General features: G+C 31.5%; 24 protein-coding genes and 1 pseudogene. 20 read left to right on the top strand and 5 right to left on the bottom strand.

From position 1 onward, the window contains the following. Positions 1-76: 76 nt before the first annotated feature. From WA340_RS09470 to dapF, 4 genes are read right to left on the bottom strand one after another with little or no spacing between them, the layout of a single operon-like run. Positions 77-955, bottom strand: a complete 879-nt coding sequence (locus tag WA340_RS09470) for a DUF2279 domain-containing protein (protein ID WP_336128706.1) — start codon at positions 953-955, stop codon at positions 77-79. 26 nt (positions 956-981) lie between these two features. Continuing rightward, entirely contained in the window at positions 982-2,025 is a 1,044-nt protein-coding gene (gene mltG / locus WA340_RS09465; RefSeq protein WP_336128704.1) for an endolytic transglycosylase MltG, read from the bottom strand. Further along, positions 2,015-2,548 (bottom strand): GNAT family N-acetyltransferase, encoded by a 534-nt coding sequence (locus WA340_RS09460; protein ID WP_336128702.1) that lies wholly within the window; start codon positions 2,546-2,548, stop codon positions 2,015-2,017. Before WA340_RS09460 ends, mltG begins: the two co-directional genes overlap by 11 nt. Next, positions 2,542-3,321, bottom strand: a complete 780-nt coding sequence (gene dapF, locus WA340_RS09455; RefSeq protein WP_336128700.1) for a diaminopimelate epimerase — start codon at positions 3,319-3,321, stop codon at positions 2,542-2,544. Before dapF ends, WA340_RS09460 begins: the two co-directional genes overlap by 7 nt. Positions 3,322-3,446: 125 nt before the next feature. Between dapF and WA340_RS09450 the strand changes: the two genes are divergently transcribed. The 3 genes from WA340_RS09450 (at position 3,447) to WA340_RS09440 (ending at position 7,246) form a co-directional block, all read left to right on the top strand. Next, positions 3,447-4,859: a trypsin-like peptidase domain-containing protein gene (locus tag WA340_RS09450; RefSeq protein WP_336128698.1), complete on the top strand. Its 1,413-nt coding sequence runs from the start codon at positions 3,447-3,449 to the stop codon at positions 4,857-4,859. 182 nt (positions 4,860-5,041) lie between these two features. After that, on the top strand, positions 5,042-6,490 hold the full coding sequence (locus tag WA340_RS09445; RefSeq protein WP_336128697.1) for a glyceraldehyde-3-phosphate dehydrogenase: 1,449 nt from the start codon (positions 5,042-5,044) through the stop codon (positions 6,488-6,490). Between the two features lie 129 nt (positions 6,491-6,619). Further along, the gene (locus WA340_RS09440; protein WP_336128695.1) at positions 6,620-7,246 is read left to right on the top strand and encodes a tRNA (guanine-N1)-methyltransferase; all 627 of its coding nucleotides are present in this window, start codon (positions 6,620-6,622) and stop codon (positions 7,244-7,246) included. Positions 7,247-7,337: 91 nt separating this feature from the next. Here the strand turns inward: WA340_RS09440 and WA340_RS09435 are convergent, their stop codons facing one another. Then, positions 7,338-8,186, bottom strand: a complete 849-nt coding sequence (locus tag WA340_RS09435; protein ID WP_336128693.1) for a DUF2911 domain-containing protein — start codon at positions 8,184-8,186, stop codon at positions 7,338-7,340. A 144-nt stretch (positions 8,187-8,330) separates the two neighbouring features. Here WA340_RS09435 and WA340_RS09430 point away from each other — a divergent pair, with 144 nt between their 5' ends. From WA340_RS09430 to WA340_RS09350, 17 genes and pseudogenes are all read left to right on the top strand, one after another. After that, complete coding sequence (locus tag WA340_RS09430) at positions 8,331-8,660, top strand: ArsR/SmtB family transcription factor (protein WP_223076966.1); 330 nt, start codon at positions 8,331-8,333, stop codon at positions 8,658-8,660. A 12-nt stretch (positions 8,661-8,672) separates the two neighbouring features. Next, positions 8,673-9,151 (top strand): annotated as a pseudogene (locus WA340_RS09425) (DUF6428 family protein). Positions 9,152-9,169: 18 nt separating this feature from the next. Further along, a complete protein-coding gene (locus WA340_RS09420; protein ID WP_336128691.1) occupies positions 9,170-9,778 on the top strand; it encodes an arsenate-mycothiol transferase ArsC in 609 nt (202 codons plus the stop codon). A gap of 5 nt (positions 9,779-9,783) precedes the next feature. After that, entirely contained in the window at positions 9,784-10,830 is a 1,047-nt protein-coding gene (arsB, locus tag WA340_RS09415; RefSeq protein WP_336128689.1) for an ACR3 family arsenite efflux transporter, read from the top strand. A gap of 96 nt (positions 10,831-10,926) precedes the next feature. Next, on the top strand, positions 10,927-11,586 hold the full coding sequence (locus tag WA340_RS09410; RefSeq protein WP_336128687.1) for a TetR family transcriptional regulator C-terminal domain-containing protein: 660 nt from the start codon (positions 10,927-10,929) through the stop codon (positions 11,584-11,586). Between the two features lie 11 nt (positions 11,587-11,597). After that, positions 11,598-12,911, top strand: coding sequence for an ABC1 kinase family protein (locus WA340_RS09405; protein ID WP_336128685.1), 1,314 nt, complete (start codon positions 11,598-11,600; stop codon positions 12,909-12,911). Beyond that, positions 12,911-13,546, top strand: a complete 636-nt coding sequence (locus tag WA340_RS09400) for a flavin reductase family protein (RefSeq protein ID WP_336128683.1) — start codon at positions 12,911-12,913, stop codon at positions 13,544-13,546. The genes WA340_RS09405 and WA340_RS09400 overlap by 1 nt, the downstream gene beginning before the upstream one ends. Positions 13,547-13,580: 34 nt before the next feature. Next, a complete protein-coding gene (locus tag WA340_RS09395; protein WP_336128681.1) occupies positions 13,581-15,005 on the top strand; it encodes an SDR family oxidoreductase in 1,425 nt (474 codons plus the stop codon). Positions 15,006-15,009: 4 nt separating this feature from the next. After that, complete coding sequence (locus tag WA340_RS09390) at positions 15,010-15,147, top strand: DUF2256 domain-containing protein (protein WP_336129221.1); 138 nt, start codon at positions 15,010-15,012, stop codon at positions 15,145-15,147. Beyond that, positions 15,120-16,430 carry a DASH family cryptochrome gene (locus tag WA340_RS09385; RefSeq protein WP_336128679.1) on the top strand — a complete coding sequence of 437 codons (1,311 nt, stop codon included), beginning with the start codon at positions 15,120-15,122 and terminating at the stop codon, positions 16,428-16,430. The genes WA340_RS09390 and WA340_RS09385 overlap by 28 nt, the downstream gene beginning before the upstream one ends. A 3-nt stretch (positions 16,431-16,433) precedes the next feature. Continuing rightward, positions 16,434-17,966 (top strand): cryptochrome/photolyase family protein, encoded by a 1,533-nt coding sequence (locus WA340_RS09380; protein ID WP_336128678.1) that lies wholly within the window; start codon positions 16,434-16,436, stop codon positions 17,964-17,966. Further along, a complete protein-coding gene (locus tag WA340_RS09375) occupies positions 17,966-19,450 on the top strand; it encodes a cryptochrome/deoxyribodipyrimidine photo-lyase family protein (protein ID WP_336128677.1) in 1,485 nt (494 codons plus the stop codon). The genes WA340_RS09380 and WA340_RS09375 overlap by 1 nt, the downstream gene beginning before the upstream one ends. A gap of 105 nt (positions 19,451-19,555) precedes the next feature. Further along, positions 19,556-19,990 (top strand): hypothetical protein, encoded by a 435-nt coding sequence (locus WA340_RS09370; protein ID WP_336128676.1) that lies wholly within the window; start codon positions 19,556-19,558, stop codon positions 19,988-19,990. Next, on the top strand, positions 19,983-20,261 hold the full coding sequence (locus tag WA340_RS09365; RefSeq protein ID WP_106678269.1) for a TIGR03643 family protein: 279 nt from the start codon (positions 19,983-19,985) through the stop codon (positions 20,259-20,261). Before WA340_RS09370 ends, WA340_RS09365 begins: the two co-directional genes overlap by 8 nt. A gap of 58 nt (positions 20,262-20,319) precedes the next feature. Continuing rightward, positions 20,320-21,015 carry a GTP cyclohydrolase I FolE gene (gene folE / locus WA340_RS09360; RefSeq protein ID WP_336128674.1) on the top strand — a complete coding sequence of 232 codons (696 nt, stop codon included), beginning with the start codon at positions 20,320-20,322 and terminating at the stop codon, positions 21,013-21,015. A gap of 3 nt (positions 21,016-21,018) precedes the next feature. Then, positions 21,019-21,240, top strand: coding sequence for a hypothetical protein (locus tag WA340_RS09355; RefSeq protein WP_027878710.1), 222 nt, complete (start codon positions 21,019-21,021; stop codon positions 21,238-21,240). 2 nt (positions 21,241-21,242) lie between these two features. Further along, positions 21,243-21,926 (top strand): SDR family NAD(P)-dependent oxidoreductase, encoded by a 684-nt coding sequence (locus tag WA340_RS09350; protein ID WP_336128672.1) that lies wholly within the window; start codon positions 21,243-21,245, stop codon positions 21,924-21,926. Positions 21,927-21,928 lie beyond the last annotated feature (2 nt).

Genomic DNA, 21,928 nt, shown 5'->3' with positions numbered 1-21,928 from the left:
ATAGATAGGGTTAAAATTTCAGCGTGCAAATATACAACAAATTATTTAATACTGAAAATCAACATGTTAAGAATTGTTAAAAGTAAACAAAGTGCCCAACTAGCTTACCGTTACCATTAATTTCTAAAGTAGGAAATGGTATCTTAACTACATTAAAGACATTAAAAACTTGCTTTAAAAATTCTGATTTAGTTTCAATTTTAGTTAAATCTACATCAAGACTTAAATAAAATTGTCTCCTTCTTTTTTGATTAGGAAAATTGAGCTGTTGTAAATTAGATTCGCCATACAACAATCCATCAACACCATAACCAACAGCAACATTTAACCATTTTGGTAATTTACTTTTTTTAAAAAACGAATGTAAATTAGCACTTAACCAATACGTTTGTCCGTTATAATCTTTCAGTAATTCTTCTAAAATACCATTACCCAACTTATTTGGGTTTTGAGATGCAAAACGTGTTCTGTTAAAAGAGTATTTTAAACTAATGCGCTGTTCTTCCCAGAGTAATTCTTGTCCAATAAACAATCCAGAACCTGCTGCATTTGCTGCAAAATCTCCCCAAGAAAATCCCCATTCTTCAGAAAATCCATCTAAAACTTCAACACCAGTTAAAAACATAAAACCTAGTGAGCCGCCATAAATTAATTGATTTGTCTTGCTTACTCCTGCCCAGTTTAATGTTTGAGCACCAAATCTTCCTAAATGATAAGCTGTAAATGTATGTCCTAATTTATCCATTTGATACCATTCTGAATTATCATTTATGGTATGAAATTTAGAACGCTCATAGTCTGCGTACCATAATTGATTTAACCCAAGAAGAGTGATGCCGCCTAAAGTAGTTTCCGTAAGAACAACAGCATTTCGTCTTTTAAAATTTAATGTATCGCTAGGTGTAAAAAAAGAGTTTTGTTCTGTTTGACTAAAAACAGAATTAATAAAAAACACAGTAAAAATTAAATATCTAAACAAGTCTATCTATTTATACCTTGACTACTAATCCATTGTGTATACAATCTCTTATTAGCATTATGTTGCGCTAATGTCTTTGCAAATTTATGGTAGCCAAAATTTTTAACGTCTGCTACAAAAAACATATAATTATGTTTTTCTGGATTTAATACAGCATCTATTGCAGAAACGTCTGGCATTGTGATTGGTCCTGGAGGAATACCCGGATATTTATACGTATTGTATTTAGAGTCTATTTCTAAATCTTTGTAAAGCACACGTTTTATTACTTGATCAAAATTGTTTTCTTTAAGTTTTTTAGCATAAATTACTGTTGGGTCTGCTTCTAAAGGCCAACCTTTTCTTATTCTATTTAAATATACACCAGCAACTCGTGGTCTTTCATCTACTTTAGCTGTTTCTTTTTGAACGATAGATGCAATAGTCATTACTTCGTTAACAGATAATTTTAATGCTTTTCGTTTTGCTTGTCGTGAATCGTTCCAAAAACGATAATATTCACCTAACATTTTATCTCTAAATAACTCTGGTGATGTGTTCCAAAAAAACTCGTAAGTATTAGGAACATACATATTAATCACGGTTTGCTTAGTAAAGTTTTTTTCTTTTAAAAATGTAGAATCTGTCATTGCTTTTAATAACGACAAACTATCAGGTTCTATTTGTTGTGCGATACGACCTGCTAAATCTTCTATTCGTTCTTGATTATTAAAACTAAGCTTTATTGGTAAGTTATTACTTCTTATAGAATTAATAATGTCATTATTACTCATTCCTTTTTTTACAGGAAATCGTCCAGCTTTAATATTAGTTGTATATTTTTTTTGAATCGCTAACGCATCAAAACTATCAATATCTTTTAATAATGGTTCTAATTGCTCTCTAACTTCTGCATAGGTTGCATTGGTAGGTATATAAATATAAGCCGTTTCATTATTAAATGCCGTATTTGGCTTTAGCATTGCATTGTATACAAAATAGGCAAAGTAGCCAGCTATAATTAATCCAATTAAGGCTATTGCTAAGAGTATTTTTTTAATGTACATTAGTATTTATTAGTTGAAGTAAGTATTCGTTTTTATAGCTTCCGTTAAGATAATTCCAGTCTTTTTTTAAACCAATTTCTTTAAAACCTTGATTTTTAAATAGGTTTAAACTTGCTTCATTATCTTCAGAAATATTACAATATAATTGATGCAAATCTAAGTGTTTAAAACTATATTTTATCAATAGTTTTAAAGCTTCTTTACCATATCCTTTTTGTCTATCGGTTTCAGATTTTACCAATATACCAATTCCTGCGCGTTTATTTTTTATATCAAAATCAAATAAGTCTATCATTCCGATAGCAGTGTCTGCATCATTACAAATTACTAGTCGTAATTGCTTAACTTCATAAATATCTTTATGAGCATTTTCTAGATATTGCTTGATTAAATATTTAGAATAAGGTGTAATGGTGTTACTTATTTCCCAAATGGTTTCATCATTTTCTATTTGATGAATAAACTCTAAATCTTCTGGCTCTAAAGCACGTAAATAAATATGTTCTCCTTTTAATGTTAACATTCTATTTCGCCTTTAAAAACTTGAGTTGCTGGACCAATTAACATCACATTTTTATAAGTATCTTCTACTTTATCAAAAGACACTTTTAATTGTCCACCTTCTACATTAAGATTAATGATATTTGATGCACTTTCTCCTGAATCATACATTACTATTGCAACTGCTGTTACACCAGTACCACAAGATAAAGTTTCGTCCTCTACTCCTCTTTCGTAAGTACGAACTGCAAAAGTGTTTGGGTTAATTTTTTCTACAAAATTAACATTACTTCCAGCTTGATTGTATGGTGCGCCATAACGAATCTTTTCACCTTCTGCTTTCACATTAAACGTCTTTAAATTATCAACAAACTGAACATGATGTGGAGATCCTGTATCTAAAAAATGATGTGTAGTAAAAGTTTCAATAGTATCAACATCTTTCATTTGAAGATGAATTAAATTTTCTTCAATCTTTGCATGATGCAATCCATCTATTGCATAAAACGTTGTTGTGTTTTTAAAAATGCCTAAAAATTCAGCGAAAGCGACAATACAGCGTCCTCCATTACCGCACATGGTGCTTTCATTACCATCTGCATTATAATACACCATTTTAAAATCTGCATCTGGATGATTTTCTAATAAAATCAATCCATCTGCACCAATGCCAAAACGTCTGTCACATAAAAATTTAACATGTTTGGTATCATTTTTGTTAAATAATTCTTGTCTATTATCAATGATAACAAAGTCGTTACCTGTGCCTTGATATTTGTAAAATGTTAAAGTCATTAACGTAAAAAATTGAGACACAAATATAGCACAATTGTGCTGTTAAATACTCGTTAAAGTTGAAATAGGCGCTCAATATTTAATTAATTTTAATCGTTATTCTAATAAACCTAAACTAAAAGAACATGAAGAAGTTGATTACTTTGGTTTTTGTTTCTGTATTAGGAGGCGCAATTACTCTAGGAACTTATAAAACCTTTCTTGAAAAAGAAAAACCACAAATTGCACAACAGGCTACTATAGAACAGCCAAGTTTTTTACCAACCAATTTAAACACCACAAAGACAGCACTTGCTGCTGCCGAAAATATTGATTTTACAACTGCTGCCGAAAAAACTGTGCATGCAGTTGTACACGTTAAAAATGTAGCTATTACAACTGCACAACCAACGTTACAAGACTTATTTTATGGTCGTGTCCCACAACGTAGACAGTTAGGGACTGGTAGTGGTGTAATCATATCTCCAGACGGATACATTATTACTAATAACCATGTTATTGAAGATTCTGAACAGTTAAGCGTTACTTTAAACGATAATCAAACACTAGAAGCTACCATTGTTGGTAGCGATCCAAACACAGATATTGCTCTATTAAAAGTTGAAACAGAAGAAGATTTACCTTACGTTACTTTTGGAGATAGTGATACTGCTAAAATTGGCGAATGGGTATTAGCAATCGGTAATCCATTTAACTTAACATCCACAGTAACTGCTGGAATAATTAGTGCAAAATCTAGAGATTTAAGCGGTAAAAGTACGCAATCTTTTATACAAACCGATGCTGCTGTTAACCCTGGGAATTCTGGAGGCGCTTTAGTAAATACAAATGGAGATTTAATTGGTATAAACACCGCTATTAGCTCTCAAACAGGCTCTTACATAGGTTATTCTTTTGCAGTACCAAGTAATATTGCTAAAAAAGTAGTACAAGATATTATGGAATTTGGTAATGTACAAAACGGAATTTTGGGTGTTATTGGTGGATCCTTAAACAGCGCTTACGCGGAAAAGTTAGGTCTTGACGAAACTCAAGGTTTTTATATCGATGACGTAGAAGAAGATACTGGCGCAGAAGCTGCAGGACTTAAAAGTGGTGATATTATTAAAGAAATTGATGGAATTAAAATCAGAAAATTTAGTGACTTAAGAGGTTTCTTGAACTCTAAAAGGCCTAATGATGTTGTTTATGTTAAAATTTTAAGAGATGGCAATATTTTAGAAAAAAAGGTGACGCTTTTAAAGAATAATAGATATAACTTACCTTTTATCGGAGAAATTAAAGATGCAAAACCTAACGACTTAAAGAAATTTAAAGTTAAAAATGGTGTAAAAATCACAAAAGTTTACGGTAGTTACAAAGACTATTTAAGAAGTGAAGGTATTAAAGAAGGAAACATTATAACAGCAATAAATAATCAAAATGTTAACTCTGTAGACGATGTAAAATCTGTAATAGAAAACAGAGATCCATACAAACCTTTAAGTATTGAGATTATAAACTCTAAAGGAGAAAAAACACGCTATGGATTAAGGTAAATTAAATTCGATTTTATCCTGTTTTAAAAGCACTTCAACATAAAAATGAAGTGCTTTTATTTTTTTATCATTTTTTGTTTTACGAAAACGTTTGAAATCTATACTTTTGCCAAAAATTATAGAAGGCTACACTATATAGTAGCCAATTTAAAAATTAACAACACAACAAACTAAAACACAAAATGTCTATTAACGAAACTTACGAAAACGAATTAGCGTTTCAGGCAGACAGGCGAAGAGCAACTGTAGAATTTATTAAAATTGTAAGCGATTTATGGTATGATAAATCGATAGAATTGGTATTATTTAGAAACCAATTAATCGACAGAAATGTTTCTGAAATTTTAAACCTTCATGAATATGCTGGCGAATTTGTTCAAAAACCAATTTCAATTTTTGATTCTGTAGAAATTGCACAAGCTATTAAAACTCTTGACATACCAGCATCTAAATTAGATATTGGTAAATTAACTTACGAGTATCACTTAGAAGAAAAAAAATATAGCAACGCTATGTCTTTTGTGGCAGAAAAATTAAAAGATGCCAAAAAGAAAGAAAATGTAACTCCTAAAGACGTTGTATTATATGGTTTTGGTCGTATCGGTCGTTTATTAGCCAGAGAGTTAATGACTAGAACTGGTAAAGGAAGTCAATTACGTCTTCGTGCTATTGTAACACGTGGTAAATTAGATCAAACTGTTTTAGAAAAACGTGCTTCTTTATTACGTAACGATTCTGTTCATGGTGATTTTCCTGGAACTGTAAATACAGATCTTAAAAATGAAGCATTAATTATTAATGGCACAACTGTAAAAATTATTACTGCTAATCAACCAGAAGATATAGATTATACTAAATATGGTATTGATAACGCATTAATTATTGATAATACTGGTGCATTTAGAGATAAAGAAGCTTTAACCAGATTGAAAAACTCTAAAGGAGCAGACAAAGTCTTATTAACAGCTCCTGGTAAAGGAATACCAAATATTGTTTATGGTGTTAATCATTTAGAAAATAACCCTGATAAACTTGATATTTTCTCTGCTGCTTCTTGTACAACAAATGCTATTACACCAGTTTTAAAAGCAATGGAAGATACTTATGGTGTAAAAAGCGGACATTTAGAAACTATTCACGCTTACACTAACGATCAAAACTTAGTAGATAATTTCCATAAAAAATATCGTCGTGGTCGTGCTGCTGCATTAAATATGGTAATTACAGAAACTGGTGCAGGACAAGCTGTATCTAAAGCTTTACCAAGTTTTGATGGTAAATTAACATCTAATGCCATTCGTGTACCTGTACCAAACGGGTCTTTAGCTATACTAAACTTAGAACTAGAAACTGAAACATCAGTAGAAGGTATTAACGCAACACTAAAAAAATATGCTTTAGAAGGAGATTTAGTAGAGCAAATTAAATATGAAATGAGTGACGAGCTTGTTTCTAGCGATATTGTAGGTAGCTCTGCGCCTTCAATTTACGACAGTAAAGCAACAATAGTAAGAAAAGATGGTAAAAATGCAGTGTTATATGTATGGTATGATAACGAATATGGATATAGCCATCAAGTAATAAGATTAGCTAAATATATAGCTAAAGTAAGACGTTTTACTTACTATTAAAATCCAAAACACTTTTTAAAAACGTATATATAAAGCCTCACAATTGTGGGGCTTTTTGCTATCTTTAAACCGCAAAGAGTGCATTTTATATTTTTAAAAAAACATAAAACTTAAAAAACAAATCTTAAGATGTTAAAAATCAAAAGTTTCCCTACTTTATTCTTATTACTTTTTTTAGTCACTTTTTCTTCATTTTCTCAAACAGAAAATAACGAAGATGAGTTATCATTAGATTCTGGTACCTTAGATAGTCAATTTGAATACGTTATTCAAAAATCTAATAGTTGGAGAGATGAAAGAGGTCAAAACTATGAAGTCATTAAAAGCAACTGGCTGTCTAAGCTTAAATCTCATGCTTTAGACTCGTTAAAAGCTGTAAAAAAAGAGTTAGTAACAACGCAAAACACCGTTAAAAATCAAAATGAAGAAATAGAACGTTTAAAAAGTAGCTTATCCTCTACTAAAACAAACTTAAAATCTACTAAAGAAGAAAAAGATAGTATGTCTTTATTTGGCATACAAATGAGCAAAAGCGGATACAATGGATTAATGTGGAGCATTATTGCTGTTCTTTTAGCCTTTTTACTTTTCTTTATTTACAAGTTTAAAAACAGTAATAGTATTACTAAAGATGCAAAATTAAAATTAACAGAAGTTGAAGAAGAATTTGAAGAGCACAGACGCAATGCGCTAGAGCGCGAGCAAAAAGTGAGACGTCAACTTCAAGATGAAATTAACAAGAATAGAAATAGTTAATTCTACTACATAAAAATAAAAAAGCACAATCGAAAGATTGCGCTTTTTTATATCTAATTAATCTAGACATCTAACAGTCTAAAGATCTAATTTACATTGCTCCCCATTCTTTTAAAGAGTCTTTATTCATTTTGATATAATCTGCATTACCAGCTTTTTCAGCACCTTCTAAACTTGCTTTTGCAGCTTTAATTGCTCCTTTTTTATCACCAGCTTTTGCTTTAATTAATGATTGTTGACGTAACCACCAAAATCTTGGATTCTCTTTAGTCATTTCAATAGCTTTATCCATCCAAACAACAGCTTTGTTAATGTCTTTACCTGATTCTAAATAGTAACGTGCAGCTGCATAATAATCATCTGCAGATGGACCATTCATTACTTTATTAATAGCAGCTGTTACAGCTTTATCTGTAGGTACTTCAAACTTTACAGCTACATAAGTTTTTTCCCACATGATTCCTAAAACAGCAGAATCGTTAGTTAAATCGTCAAAAGAAATTGTAAACGTTTCAATATCCATTGGTATATCATAAACTTCTGCAGTTACTGTTGCTGCAACTTTACTTTCATCCCAATTTTGTGGTGTTCCCCAGTTATTAGTATCGCTGTAAAAAACAACTTCCCAGTTATCTTTGTTAGGTGTAGTAAAAATAGCGTAAGATCCTGCTTTTACAGTCTTTCCTCCTATCATTACGTCGGTACTAAAAGTTACCATTGTGTTTTGGTTAGCTCCTGTACGCCATAATTTTCCGTAAGGCACTAAATTTCCAAAAACAGTACGACCTCTCATTGATGGTCTAGAATATTCTACAGTAACATCTGTTAAACCAACCTTTTGTTCCATTTTTTGTGAAGGACTAGGTTGTGGTGTTTCAATCTGCGCATTTACAGTAAAAGTAACTGCAAATACCATTAAAAGTGTAATTAACTTTTTCATTTGGTTTTAGTTTTAAATTTTAGATGCATAAAATTACATATTGATTACCCTATAATTGTTAACAAAAACTTAAAAAGATAAAAAATCTTGTCTCAAAATTTTATTAATCGTAATATTGCTATAAACAAATATACAAATATAATTATGGGGTTAATTAAAGCGGAAATGTTTACAGAAGAACAAAACCAATTAGCCTTATACTTTAAAGCATTTGGTCATCCTGCACGGGTAGCAATTATCCAGCATTTGTTTAAAATCAACACTTGTGTTTGTGGTGATTTGGTAGATGTTATTGGACTAGCTCAACCTACAATTTCTCAGCATTTAAAAGAATTAAAAAAATTAGGACTAATTCAAGGAACTATTGAAGGGACAAGTGTTTGCTACTGTATAAATCAAGATAATTGGACAAAAATGAAAAACACTTTAACCGCTTTTTTAGATACAGAAAACAATACTAATACTTGTTGTTAAAAATTAAATATTATGACATTATCAGAAATTAAAAAACATTTAAAAAACCTAAACACCATTGCGTTTGTTTTACCCGATGGTAGTTTAGTACCTAATCATTTTCATGTAACAGAAGTTGGTAAAACCACAAAACATTTTATTGATTGTGGCGGAACCGTAAGACAAGAAAAAAGGTGAATTTTCAACTGTGGAATGCCAATGATTACGATCACAGACTACATCCTGAAAAATTAATTCATATTATCGAATTATCAGAAGATATTTTCAACCTAAAAGATCTTGACATTGAAGTTGAATATCAAGGTGAGCAAAGCATCCAAAAATTTGGTTTAGATTACCAAAATGGTCAGTTTATACTTACCTCTACACAAACAAACTGTCTTGCTAAGGATAAATGTGGTATTCCTGAAAAACAATTACCAAAACCAAAAGTTAAACTTGCAGATTTAAATAACGAGCCTTGTTGCTCTCCAGACGGAAACTGCTGCTAATAATTTTCTACTATAATTATGAATACTCAAATCGAAGATTATATTAACGCATTAGATATTGATACAATATCTAATGACAGAAAAGAGACTTTACAACCACTTGTAACTTATATACAAGATAAAGCATCTAAAAAATTACCAATTACAATTAATTTTATTTGCACACACAACTCTAGACGTAGCCATCTATCCCAAATTTGGGCACAAACAATTGCAAACTTTTATAATATTGAAAATGTAACTTGTTTTTCTGGTGGTACTGAAGCTACAGCAATGTACCCAAAAGTTGCAGAAACTTTGCAAAACACTGGATTTGATATCGAGAAAATTTCAGAAGGAAACAATCCTATTTACACCATTAAATATGATCAAAACTCACATCCTATAATAGGTTTTTCTAAAACTTACGGAGACAATTTTAATCCAAAATCTAATTTTGCAGCAATTATGACTTGCTCTCAAGCAGATGGTGGCTGCCCTTTTATCGCTGGAGCAGAAAAACGCATACCTATAACTTACGACGATCCAAAAGCGTTTGACAATACAGACCTTCAAGATATTAAGTACTTAGAACGTTCTGCCCAAATTGCAACCGAAATGAAATATATTTTCTCAACTATTAAATAAGTTAAATGTCAACCTCAAAAAAAAGACTTAACTTTTTAGACCGTTATTTAACCTTGTGGATATTTATTGCAATGTTATTAGGTGTAAGTATTGGATACTTTTTTCCATCTTTTCCTAAACAAATAGATAATTACAGTAGTGGTACAACTAATATTCCTATTGCAATTGGGTTAATTTTAATGATGTATCCACCTTTAGCAAAAGTTAATTATGCTTTATTACCTAAGGTCTTTAGAGATGTAAAAATTTTATCCATTTCTTTAGTCTTAAACTGGATTATCGGTCCTGTTTTAATGTTTATTTTGGCTCTAATATTCTTACAAGACTATCCAGAATATATGGTTGGACTAATCTTAATAGGACTTGCTAGATGTATTGCTATGGTATTAGTTTGGAATGACTTAGCAGAAGGTAGTAGCGAATACGGAGCAGGATTAGTAGCCTTAAACAGTGTATTTCAAGTATTAGGGTATAGTTTTTATGCCTACTTATTTATTACTGTTTTACCGCCTTATTTTGGCTTTGAAGGTGCAATTGTAGATATTTCTATTTTAACAATTGCAGAAAGTGTTGCGATATATTTAGGAATTCCTTTTTTACTTGGTATACTAAGTAGAACTATTTTAGTCAAATTAAAAGGAGAAGATTGGTATAAGACCAAGTTTATCCCTAACATTTCTCCTATTACATTAATAGCATTACTGTTTACTATAATTGTAATGTTCTCTTTAAAAGGCGAATTAATTGTACAAATTCCAAAAGACGTTTTAATTATAGCGCTTCCTTTACTTATCTATTTTATTGTAATGTTCATCATAGGTTTCTTTGTAAGTAAAGCTATGGGCGCAACATACGATAAAAATGCTGCTATTGCATTTACAGCTGCTGGTAATAATTTTGAACTTGCTATAGCGGTCGCTATTGCGGTATTTGGATTAAACTCTGGACAAGCATTTACTGGTGTTATAGGACCTTTAGTAGAAGTTCCTGCGCTTATTTTATTAGTTAAAGTGGCATTTTGGCTAAGAAAAAAATATTATCTGTCTAAATAAAGCTAAACCAAACAGATTTAGGTTGTTAAATTTTGTTTAACTATTTAAAAAATAAGTTAAACATTTTGTATCTTTACGCTATTAAATTTCACAGTAATGGCAAAAAAGAAAAATATAACAGCTAGTAACATCATCTCATTTTACATGGATTATGTACTAGAACATAACCAACAACCTAAATCTGTTTATGCTTTTTCGAAAGAAAACAATTTTGAAGAAGCTAAATTCTACGAGCATTTCGGTAATTTTGAAGCTATAGAAAAAGGTATTTTTAAAGCCTTTTATGATAATACAATTACTGCATTACATGCTAGCGAAGATTACCAAAATTTCGAACCTCGAAATAAACTATTAAGTTTTTACTTTACTTTTTTCGAAAACCTAACAGCTAACAGAAGCTATGTGGTTTATGCACTTAATCAGCATAAAAACAAGCTAAAAAACTATGTGGTTTTAAAAGATTTAAAATCGCATTTTACGCACTACATTTCAGAATTAGGTATAGAGCTTATCGAAACTAAACAAGAGCAAATTGATAAACTTCAACAAAAAAGTTTAAAAGAATCTGCTTGGATGCAATTATTATTAACCATCAAATTTTGGATGGATGATACGTCTCCATCTTTCGAAAAGACAGACATTTTCATAGAAAAATCTGTCAATACAAGTTTTGATGTATTAGACATTGCTCCAATAAAAAGCCTAATAGATTTTGGAAAGTTTATTTATAAAGAAAAATTTCAAATGAACTCTTAATTCTCATTCTATTGAAAACTATAGACAAAATACCTGTTTCAAAAATATCTCGTGCAACCAAATTAGTATCTACAGGTGCTAAAGTTGGTGTTAATTACCTAAAATATTATGGTGATAAGCTTACAAAATCAGAGCTTGAAGCTAAAGAACGTTTAAATAAAAACAACGCAGACGATATTTACGACAGTTTAAAACAACTTAAAGGAAGTGCTTTAAAAGTAGCTCAAATGCTTAGTATGGAAAAAAGCATTTTACCACAAGCCTATGTAGAAAAATTTTCGTTAGCACAATTTTCTGTGCCGCCACTATCGGCTCCTTTAGTGAAGAAGACTTTTAAAAAATATTTCGGTCAATTACCAAGTCAAATCTTTGACACCTTCAATCTTAATTCGGTTAATGCAGCTAGTATTGGACAAGTGCATTTAGCAGAAAAGGATGGGAAAAAACTTGCTGTGAAAATTCAATATCCTGGTGTCGCAGAAAGCATTTCTAGCGATTTGGCTTTGGTTAAACCTATCGCTATCAAAATGTTCAATATTAAAGGAAAAGATAGTGATAAATACTTTAAAGAAGTCGAAAATAAATTAGTAGAAGAAACAAACTACATACTAGAAGTTAAGCAAAGTAAAGAAATTGTAAATGCATGTAAACACATTCCTAACCTTAAATTTCCTGAGTATTACGAAGATTTGTCTTCAGAGCGTATCATTACTATGGATTGGATGGAAGGCGAACATCTTTCTGAATTTACTGCACACAATACCAATCAAGAAGTAGCAAATAAAATTGGTCAAGCAATATGGGACTTTTATATGTACCAAATGCATGTACTTAAAAAAGTACACGCAGATCCGCATCCTGGAAACTTTTTAGTGTCTAAAAATGGCGAACTTATCGCGTTAGACTTTGGTTGTATGAAAATAGTGCCTGAAGATTTTTACACACCATATTTTGAATTGGCAAAAAAAGAAAGTCTAGAAAACAAAGATATTTTCACTAAAAAAATGTTCGAATTAGAAATATTAAGAGAAGATGATAGCAAAGAAGAATTAGACTTCTTCTCTGCAATGTTTCATGAATTGTTAAGCCTATTCACCAAACCTTTTCATGTGGATACTTTTGATTTTTCTGATCCTGAATTTTTTAATGCTATTTCAGAAATGGGACAACGTTATAGTAAGAGTACAGAACTAAGAAAAATGAATGGTAATCGCGGATCTAAGCATTTTATTTACATTAACCGTACGTTTTTTGGGCTTTACAATTTAATGTTCGATTTAAAGGCAAAAGACATCAAAATCAATAACTTTCAAAATTTAAAATAATGAAGCATTTCAGTAAAAAACATATCGAAGAAATGCATCATTTATACCGCATTAATCTTATAAATAGTGTCTCTGGATTTAAAAGCGCTAATCTAATTGGCACAAAATCTAAGGATAATATCGAGAATGTTGCAGTATTTAGTTCGGTAACGCACGTTGGTAGCAATCCGCCGCTTTTAGGCTTTTTTTGTAGACCAACAACCGTTTTACGCAACACTTACGAAAACATAAAAGCAACTGGTGTTTACACGATTAATCACATTCATAAATCAATAATAGAAGATGCGCATCATACATCTGCTAAATACGATGCTAATATTTCAGAATTTGAAGTTACTAATCTCAATTCAGAATATAAAAATGAATGTCTTGCGCCTTTTGTAAAAGATGCGCCAGTTCAGCTTCAAATGAAATTTGTTCAAGAGTATTTCATCAAAGAAAACGATACTATTCTTGTTTTAGGTGAAATTGAAAATCTTTTCATCAATGATAATTTATTAGAAAGTGATGGCTTTGTTAACCTATCTAAAGCAGAAATTGCAACTATTAACGGATTAGACACTTACGCCATACCTACTCTAGAAAAACGCTTAGAATACCAAAGACCTAAACCATCTTTAGCTAACAATCAATAAATGTAATTATCTGTAGATAAAAAAACCAAAACCTATGAGAATATTAGTAACAGGCGCAACAGGTTACATTGGTAAGCGTATTATTCCGTTACTTTTAGATCAAGGTCATACGGTAGTTTGCGCTGTACGCGGAAAATTACGTACGGAAAAAGCATATTCAGATGAAGAAAATCTTCATGTTGTAGAAGCCGATTTTTTAAAACCAGATACCTTACAAAACATTCCTAAAGACATAGATGCTGCGTATTATTTGATACATTCTATGTCAAATTCTGTAGACAAGTTTCATAAGTTAGAAGAAGAATGTGCGTTAAACTTCAAAAATTATATCGAAACTACTATCGTCAAACAAGTTATCTACCTTAGCGGAATTACCAACGACACCAAACTCTCAAAACATTTATTATCCAGAAAAAACGTAGAAGACACTTTAAAATCTAATGACTACGCATTAACCGTTTTTAAAGCAGGAATTATTGTTGGTTCTGGTAGCGCAAGTTTCGAAATTATTAGAGATTTAGTCGAAAAACTTCCCGTAATGATTGCGCCAAAATGGCTAAATACCAAAACGCAACCTATTGGTATTAGAGACGTTTTAGCGTTTTTAACCAAAGGACTTGATAAACAAGAATTGTACAACACATCTCATGATATTTTTGGTCCAGAAATTATGACCTACAAGCAAATGCTATTGCAGTTTGCCAGCATAAGAAAACTAAAAAGATACATTATTACAGTTCCGGTAATGACGCCAAAACTGTCAAGCTACTGGCTATATTTTGTAACATCAACATCTTACAAATTAGCCTCTTCTTTAGTAAATAGTATGGGTATAGAAATTATAGGAGAAAAAAGTAATATCAATCAATTTCTAGAAATAAAACCAATGACATACAAACAAGCGGTAGAAGTCGCTTTTGTAAAAATTGAAGGAAATGAAATTATCTCCAGCTGGAAAGACGCTTTTATAAGTAGCCGAAACAAAAAAAGAGTATCAACCAAATACCTTAAAGTTCCAAAATTTGGATGCTTTAAAGATATCAAAGAACGACGAGTAAAAGATGAAAACCGAACGCTTGAAAAAATTTGGGCAATTGGTGGTGAAAATGGTTGGTATTACGGCACTACACTTTGGAAAATTAGAGGTTATTTAGACAAACTAGTAGGTGGTATTGGTTTACGTCGTGGTCGTACCAACCAAACCGACATCAAAACTGGTGATGCCTTAGATTTTTGGCGTGTATTATTAGCAGATAAAGAACAAAAACGCCTTATCCTTTTTGCCGAAATGAAATTACCTGGCGAAGCTTGGTTAGAGTTTCAAGTCGCAAAAGGTAAAGTTTACCAACGCGCTACCTTTAGACCACGCGGTCTATGGGGAAGACTCTATTGGTATAGTGTTTTACCGTTTCATGGATTTATTTTTAACGGAATGATAAATAAACTAGCCAATGCCTAGAGGAATAGCTAAACAACATCTATCAACAAAAATTTGTCCCGTTTGTCAACTACCATTTACATGGCGAAAAAAATGGGAGAAAAATTGGGATAACGTAAAATATTGTAGCGAAAAATGCCGAAGAAACAAGACACAAGCCTAGTTTGGTTTAGAAACGATTTAAGAATTCACGATAACGCGTCATTAGAAAATGCTATTGACGTTAATAACCGTGTTATCGCTTTATATTGTTTTGATCCAAGACAATTTGAAGTAGATCAATTTGGCTTTAAAAAAACCGAAAAATACAGAGCTAAATTTTTAATAGAAACCGTAACCGATTTAAAGAATAATCTAGCTCAACTTAATATTCCATTATTCGTTTACACCATAAAACCAGAAAATTGTATTCCTTATTTAGTAGAAAACTATCAAATAAACCATATTTTTTTACAAGAAGAATGGACGCAAGAAGAAGTTGATGTGTTCAATAATGTGAAAGAAAAGTTGCCTGAACATATAAAAATTTCAACAAGTTACAATCAGTTTTTATACCATCCAGAGGATATTCCTTTCAATATAAAACAACTACCTAAAGTCTTCACCGAGTTTAGAAAAGCTTGTGAAAAAAGAAGTAAAATTAGACAAGAAACTTCTTCATCAACAGAAAAAGTAAATAAAGAAAGAATAGAAAACCTAACTTCAATTCCATCACTTTCTGATTTAGGTTTTATAGATTTTGAAGTGCATCCAAATTCAGCGTTTCCTTTTAAAGGAGGAGAAACTGAAGCTTTGCAACGTTTGGAAGATTATTTTTTTAACACTAAAAAATTAGGCGTATATAAAAAGACTCGTAACGGATTGATTGGTAAAGATTTTGGTTCCAAATTTTCACCTTGGTTAGCCAATGGAAGCATTTCTGCTAAACATATTTACTACCAAGTCAAGCAGTTTGAGAAAGCACATTTTAAAAACGATTCTACCTATTGGCTTATTTTTGAGCTTATTTGGCGCGACTATTTTAAATATGTGTCACTAAAATCTGGCAATCAAATCTTTAAAATCGGCGGAATTTTAAACAAGGATTATGACTGGTCTAAAAATCAGCAAAAAATTAACGACTGGATAAACGGCAAAACACCTGAACCTTTTGTAAATGCTAACATGATCGAACTTAAAAAAACAGGTTGGATGAGTAATCGTGGTCGACAAAATGTAGCGAGTTACTTCGCAAAGTCCATGGAACTAGATTGGCGTATTGGTGCAGCCTATTTTGAGAGTTTACTTCTTGATTACGATGTGCATAGCAATTATGGTAATTGGATGTATGTTGCTGGCGTTGGTAACGACCCGAGAGACCGAAAATTTAACGTCAAACTTCAAGCAGATCGCTACGATAGCAAGGGTAAATACCAGCGTTTGTGGTTGCAAGACACTTTATTTTAGAACATGAAAACACTTAGACTTATACTTGGCGATCAATTAAACAGCAAACACAGTTGGTATAAAACCAACGATAAAAATATAGTGTATTGTCTATTTGAAATGCGCCAAGAAACCGATTATGTTACACATCATATTCAAAAAATAATTGGCTTTTTTGCTGCGATGCGTGCGTTTTCAAATCACCTTAAAACAAACAATTTTAAAGTTGTCTATTACAAACTAGACGATAAAGACAATACGCAAGATTTAGTAGAAAATTTAAAACAACTCATCAAAACACACAATATTGAAAAGTTTGAATACCAATTACCAGACGAGTATCGTTTAGATCAACAATTATCAGACTTTTGCAAGTCTTTAGTTATTGAATCTGAAGCGTTTTCAACAGAACATTTTTATACAGAACGCGAGGATTTAAAAGCCTTTTTTAAAGGAAAAAAGCAATATTTAATGGAGAATTTTTACCGCGATATGCGTAAAAAACACGACATTTTAATGGCTGGAAAACAACCTGAAGGCGGTAAATGGAACTACGACAAAAGTAATCGCAACAAATGGAAAGGCGAACACCAAATTCCGACTTACAAATATTTTAAAAATGATGTTTCTGATATTGTTGAATTAATTGAAAACAGCGACATAAAAACCATTGGCAAGTTTGATACTAAAACGTTTAGTTACCCAATTACCAGAGCACAAGCGCTTGATCAACTTAAATATTTTTGTGAGGAATTGCTCATTCATTTTGGGGATTATCAAGATGCCATGCATACGGACGAAGTGTATTTATTCCATTCGCGACTGTCTTTTGCGATGAATATCAAGCTTGTTTCAGCAAAAAATATTGTAGATACTGTTTTAAATTATTGGCGAAAACATGGTGACAATATTGATATTTCTCAAGTTGAAGGTTTTATTCGTCAAATTATTGGTTGGCGTGAGTATATGCGCGGTATGTATTGGGGTTTAATGCCAGATTACAAAACCGAAAACCACTTAGAAAACACCAATAAAATTCCTGAATTTTATTGGACTGGAAATACTAAAATGAACTGCCTAAAAAATGCCATAACCAACAGTCTTGACAATGGTTACGCGCATCACATACAGCGTTTAATGGTTACTGGTAATTTTGCGTTACTAGCGCAAATTAATCCAGACGATGTTGATGCTTGGTATTTGGGTATTTATGTTGATGCTTTAGAATGGGTACAATTACCAAATACACGTGGTATGAGCCAATTTGCAGATGGCGGAAAAATTGCCACAAAACCGTACGTTTCTAGCGGAAGTTACATCAATAAAATGAGTAATTATTGTGACGATTGCCATTACAATAAAAAAGAAAAATTAGGCGAAAAAGCGTGTCCGTTTAACAGCTTATACTGGAATTTTTTAGATGACAAACGCAGTATTTTAGGCAATAACCGTCGTATGGGCATGATGTACAGTTTACTAGACAAAATGGATAAAGACCAACTGGCAAATATCAAAAAACGTGCGCAAAGTATCATTGAAAATCCTGATAACTTTTAATGAAAAACAACCTTAGCATAGTTTGGTTAAAACGCGACCTTCGTTTACAGGATAACGAAGCCATTACCAATGCCATAAACACCAACCAAAACGTGCTTCTCCTCTACACTTTTGAGGATTTTTTACTTCAAGATAAACATTACAGCCAACGTCATTGGGATTTTGTAAAACAGTCTTTAGAGGATTTAAATAAGCAACTAAAACCATATAATTCCAAAGTTTTAATCGTCAATAATTCTATTGAAAATACCGTTGAGCAACTTCAAAAACAATTTAATATTACGCATGTGTTTTCTCATATGGAAACAGGTATACTTTCAACTTTTAAAAGAGATATCGCTTTCGCGGAATTTTGCCGAACTCAACATATAAATTGGATAGAAAATAGTAATAATGGTGTACAACGCGGACTAAAAAACCGTAATACTTGGTTTGAAGATTGGGACCGTTTTATGATGCAACCAGAGTTTCAGTTTCAACCAAAACAAAATCAGTTATTAAGTATAACTTCAATTGAAACTTTAGAACTTCAGTTTAAAACTGTTTCAACAGAAACTATTTACAATAAAAACTTTCAAAAAGGCGGTACAACAACAGGAATAAAATACATGCAGTCTTTTTTCAATAATCGCTATAAAAACTACATGTTTCATATCTCGAAACCTTTAGAAGCCAGAACAGGTTGTAGTCGATTATCGCCTTACATTGCTTGGGGAAATTTATCCATAAAACAAGTCATAAACGCAGCTGGAATTGAAAGAGAAAAAGGTAAAAACAAGCGGCATTTAAACGCATTTGTATCACGTTTACGCTGGCAAGCACACTTTATCCAGAAGTTTGAAATGGAACATACAATGGAATTTAAAAGTGTAAATAAAGGCTTTCATCAACTTAAAAAACCAGTAAATATCGAGTTCCAAAATGCTTGGAAAGAAGGCAAAACAGGTTTTCCGTTAGTCGATGCTTGCATGCGCTGCTTAAATACTACGGGCTATTTAAATTTTAGAATGCGTGCCTTAGTGGTTTCATTTTTTACACATAATCTTTGGCAACCTTGGCAAGATTTAAGCGAACACTTAGCGAGTTTATTTTTAGATTTTGAACCTGGTATACATTATCCACAAATACAAATGCAAGCGGGAGAAACGGGAATTAATACGCTTCGTATTTATAATCCGTTAAAAAATAGTTTAGAACATGATCCAGATAGCAAATTTATAAAACAATGGGTTCCAGAATTAGAAAATTTAGAAGCGCCATTTATTCATAACCCAAGTGAAATGACCTATTTTGACCAACAAATCACCGGTTTTGAATTGGGTAAAGACTATCCTTTTCCTATTATCAATGAAAAGAAAACACGCAAACAAGCAAGTGATATTTTATGGCAGATGAAAGAAAATACTCTTGTAAAAAAAGAAAGTTTACGCATCTTAAAACGACACACTTTAAGCGATCGTAGTAGAATGCTTCGCAACCGATAGATTTTAATTATCAAATATCAGAAAATAATATGTTAAATATTGTTTAACTTATTTTTTAAAATATTAAACATTTTGTAGTTTTGATTAGAATCAAATAACAAAATATTGCTTTTTAATACTTCTTATACCGATAAAGAAATCACTAAACAAATCAACAACTTGTTAGGTAAGCCTTTTTCGTTTTTACAAGCGATAAAATTAAAAGGTATTGGTTCTAAACGCATGATTATTGACGAGGTCAGCCCAAACCTACATACCGTAATTAATTTGGTAAATGATATAAATTATGGAAGCATTGAGTTAAGACCAAAAGGTATTTTAATTCATATTGGTAAAGGTTTACAACGTTTTGCTTGGGTTATTCCATATTATAAACTAGTAATTTATAAAACAAATGGCGCAAGTATACATGCAGATGGAAAATTTATTCATTTTAGAAAAAATAAAACCTTTAAAGAAAATAAGCAATTTTTTAAAAAGCTATTAGATCAAAAAATAAATTTTGATAGTCAATTTTCAACAATACCATATAATGAATAAGAATTTTACGATAAGAGAGATTGATAGAATTATTGAAATGGCTTGGGAAGATCGAACTACCTTTGATGCTATTGCCTTTCAGTTTGGATTAAAAGAACAAGAAGTCATAAATCTTATGCGTAGAGAGATGAAACCTAGTAGTTTTAGACTTTGGCGCAAACGTGTACAAGGAAGAGCTACTAAACATCAAAAACTTAGATCTTTTGAAAATGGAAGATTTAAATGCAGTAGACAAAAACAAATTACACACAATAAAATATCTAAACGTTAGATAAAACAACCAATCTGCTTTGTTTCAATTATTGAAAACAGCAATTAAAAAAGATGCTATGAATAAAGAAAAATTAGTAACTCCAACCAACGGACACAAATTAAACGGATTTTCTATTGAAGACATCGGTGATGATCATTTATTTACCAGTTTAGAAACACCAATGAAAAAAGATGCGTTTAAAATTTCTGATGAAGAAAAAAAAGAACGTATTTCTATTCTTTTTGAAGAAATTATGGATGTGCTTGGTTTAGACCTAACCGACGATTCATTAAAAGGTACACCAAAACGTGTAGCAAAAATGTATGTTGAAGAAATCTTTTCTGGACTTAACCCTGCCAATAAGCCCAAAATAGCTTTGTTTGATAATAAATATCAGTACAACCAAATGCTAGTAGAAAAAGATATAACCTTTTATTCTAACTGCGAGCATCACTTTGTCCCAATTATAGGTAAAGCCCACATAGCTTACATATCTTCAGGAAAAGTAATTGGTCTTTCTAAACTTAACAGAATTGTACAATATTATGCAAAAAGACCTCAAGTACAAGAACGTTTAACTAATCAAATTGGCGAAGACTTAAAACAAATTTTAAATACAGAAGACGTAGCTGTTATCATAGATGCTAAACATCTTTGTGTATCATCAAGAGGCGTAAAGGATGATACTTCTGCTACTGTCACAACTTTTTATAGTGGACAATTTACCAATCCACAAAAAATTTCAGAATTACAAAACTACTTAAAACAATAAGCCATGAGTACAATAGAAAAAGCACTAGAATTTGAGCAAACTAGTTTAAGATCTTTATCAACTAGCGATCGTGTAAAATTATCAAGACAGGCAAAATCTTTAATCTTAGAATTGAACCAAATTTATAAGAAAAAGAAAGACGAAAAAATCATGGATTTAATGAAACGCTTAACCGCTATAAAACGTAAAGTAGAAAAACGTTTACCAACAACTGTAACTATATAAACATGAATCATTTAGTTATTATTGGCGGAAGTAAAGGCATCGGCAAAGCCATTACTAAAAGCTTTTTAGACACACATAAAGTCACAAATATTAGCAGAAATGAACCTGATTTTTCTCACGAAAATCTAACCCATCATTCTTGTGATATTTTAACTGACGATTTACCAGAAATAGACCATTTAGATCATCTAATTTATTGTCCAGGAAGTATTAATTTAAAACCTATCGGACGATTAAAATTAGACGATTTTAGAGCCGATTTTGAGATCAACGTCATTGGTGCCGTAAAAGCATTACAAAAATACATTGAGCCTTTAAAAAAAGGAAATGACCCTTCTGTTGTATTATTTAGTACTGTTGCTACAAAGTTAGGTATGCCTTTTCACGCAAGCGTTGCTGCTTCAAAAAGTGCTGTTGAAGGTTTAGTAAAATCTGTTGGTGCCGAATTGGCGCCAACTGTTAGAATAAACGCAGTTGCTCCGACTGTGACTAACACAGATTTAGCATCAAAACTTTTGCGTAACGAGAAGCAAGAAGAAAATATGCGAGAGCGTCATCCGTTAAAAAAATACCTACAACCAGAAGATGTTGCAAATATGGCTACATTTTTATGTTCTGATAAAGCGTCTTCTATCTCTGGACAAGTGTTTGATTTAGATTGTGGTATTGTAAGCTTTAAAATTTAGAG

Source organism: Mesoflavibacter sp. CH_XMU1422-2 (assembly GCF_037029245.1).
Taxonomy (GTDB): Bacteria; Bacteroidota; Bacteroidia; order Flavobacteriales; family Flavobacteriaceae; genus Mesoflavibacter; species Mesoflavibacter zeaxanthinifaciens.
Note: the sequence above shows the minus strand (reverse complement) of the source record. Positions and strands in the feature narration are given on the sequence as shown.

Excerpts from the sequence above, each read along its gene's own strand:
- dapF (WP_336128700.1), bottom strand. The coding sequence starts at position 3,321 with ATGACTTTAACATTTTACAAATATCAAGGCACAGGTAACGACTTTGTT.
- WA340_RS09420 (WP_336128691.1), top strand. The coding sequence starts at position 9,170 with ATGAATACTCAAATCGAAGATTATATTAACGCATTAGATATTGATACA.
- WA340_RS09380 (WP_336128678.1), top strand. The coding sequence starts at position 16,434 with ATGAAAACACTTAGACTTATACTTGGCGATCAATTAAACAGCAAACAC.
- WA340_RS09400 (WP_336128683.1), top strand. The coding sequence starts at position 12,911 with ATGAAGCATTTCAGTAAAAAACATATCGAAGAAATGCATCATTTATAC.
- WA340_RS09430 (WP_223076966.1), top strand. The coding sequence starts at position 8,331 with ATGGGGTTAATTAAAGCGGAAATGTTTACAGAAGAACAAAACCAATTA.
- WA340_RS09350 (WP_336128672.1), top strand. The coding sequence starts at position 21,243 with ATGAATCATTTAGTTATTATTGGCGGAAGTAAAGGCATCGGCAAAGCC.
- WA340_RS09410 (WP_336128687.1), top strand. The coding sequence starts at position 10,927 with ATGGCAAAAAAGAAAAATATAACAGCTAGTAACATCATCTCATTTTAC.
- arsB (WP_336128689.1), top strand. The coding sequence starts at position 9,784 with ATGTCAACCTCAAAAAAAAGACTTAACTTTTTAGACCGTTATTTAACC.
- WA340_RS09385 (WP_336128679.1), top strand. The coding sequence starts at position 15,120 with ATGCCGAAGAAACAAGACACAAGCCTAGTTTGGTTTAGAAACGATTTA.
- WA340_RS09365 (WP_106678269.1), top strand. The coding sequence starts at position 19,983 with ATGAATAAGAATTTTACGATAAGAGAGATTGATAGAATTATTGAAATG.
- WA340_RS09460 (WP_336128702.1), bottom strand. The coding sequence starts at position 2,548 with ATGTTAACATTAAAAGGAGAACATATTTATTTACGTGCTTTAGAGCCA.
- folE (WP_336128674.1), top strand. The coding sequence starts at position 20,320 with ATGAATAAAGAAAAATTAGTAACTCCAACCAACGGACACAAATTAAAC.
- WA340_RS09435 (WP_336128693.1), bottom strand. The coding sequence starts at position 8,186 with ATGAAAAAGTTAATTACACTTTTAATGGTATTTGCAGTTACTTTTACT.
- WA340_RS09395 (WP_336128681.1), top strand. The coding sequence starts at position 13,581 with ATGAGAATATTAGTAACAGGCGCAACAGGTTACATTGGTAAGCGTATT.
- WA340_RS09375 (WP_336128677.1), top strand. The coding sequence starts at position 17,966 with ATGAAAAACAACCTTAGCATAGTTTGGTTAAAACGCGACCTTCGTTTA.
- WA340_RS09355 (WP_027878710.1), top strand. The coding sequence starts at position 21,019 with ATGAGTACAATAGAAAAAGCACTAGAATTTGAGCAAACTAGTTTAAGA.
- WA340_RS09445 (WP_336128697.1), top strand. The coding sequence starts at position 5,042 with ATGTCTATTAACGAAACTTACGAAAACGAATTAGCGTTTCAGGCAGAC.
- WA340_RS09450 (WP_336128698.1), top strand. The coding sequence starts at position 3,447 with ATGAAGAAGTTGATTACTTTGGTTTTTGTTTCTGTATTAGGAGGCGCA.
- mltG (WP_336128704.1), bottom strand. The coding sequence starts at position 2,025 with ATGTACATTAAAAAAATACTCTTAGCAATAGCCTTAATTGGATTAATT.
- WA340_RS09440 (WP_336128695.1), top strand. The coding sequence starts at position 6,620 with ATGTTAAAAATCAAAAGTTTCCCTACTTTATTCTTATTACTTTTTTTA.